The sequence below is a fragment of the Mesorhizobium sp. M4B.F.Ca.ET.203.01.1.1 genome (assembly GCF_004791025.1).
Lineage (GTDB): Bacteria > Pseudomonadota > Alphaproteobacteria > Rhizobiales > Rhizobiaceae > Mesorhizobium > Mesorhizobium abyssinicae.
This window is the reverse complement of record NZ_SRUO01000056.1, coordinates 1-484: the sequence shown is the minus strand read 5'-3', so window position 1 is coordinate 484 and position 484 is coordinate 1. Positions and strand designations below refer to the sequence as shown.

The window sequence follows — 484 nt, the reverse complement described above, 5'->3', positions numbered from 1 at the left end:
TGGTGATCAAGGCGATGGCGATGGCGCTGATGGCGGTGCCGGATGCCAATGCCTCGTGGACCGACAGCGCCATGGTCAAGCACAAGCACGCCGATGTCGGCGTCGCCGTGTCGATCCCTGGCGGCCTGATCACGCCGATCATCCGCCATGCCGACGAAAAGACGCTGTCGACGATCTCCAACGAGATGAAGGACCTGGCCAGCCGCGCCCGCAGCCGCAAGCTGAAGCCGGAGGAATACCAGGGCGGCACCACGGCTGTTTCCAATCTCGGTATGTTCGGCATCAAGGATTTCGCCGCCGTCATCAACCCGCCGCATGCGACGATCCTGGCGGTCGGCGCCGGCGAGCAGCGGGCGGTGGTGAAGAATGGCGAGATCAAGATCGCCAACGTCATGTCGGTGACGCTGTCGACCGACCACCGCGCCGTCGACGGCGCGCTCGGCGCCGAACTGCTCGGCGCCTTCAAGCGCATGATCGAAAACCC

General features: G+C 65.1%; 1 protein-coding gene. It reads left to right on the top strand.

All coding sequences use genetic code 11. The features are described from left to right. On the top strand, window positions 1–484 hold a 484-nt coding region (locus tag EN846_RS33595), incomplete at both ends, for a 2-oxo acid dehydrogenase subunit E2 (protein ID WP_187331549.1).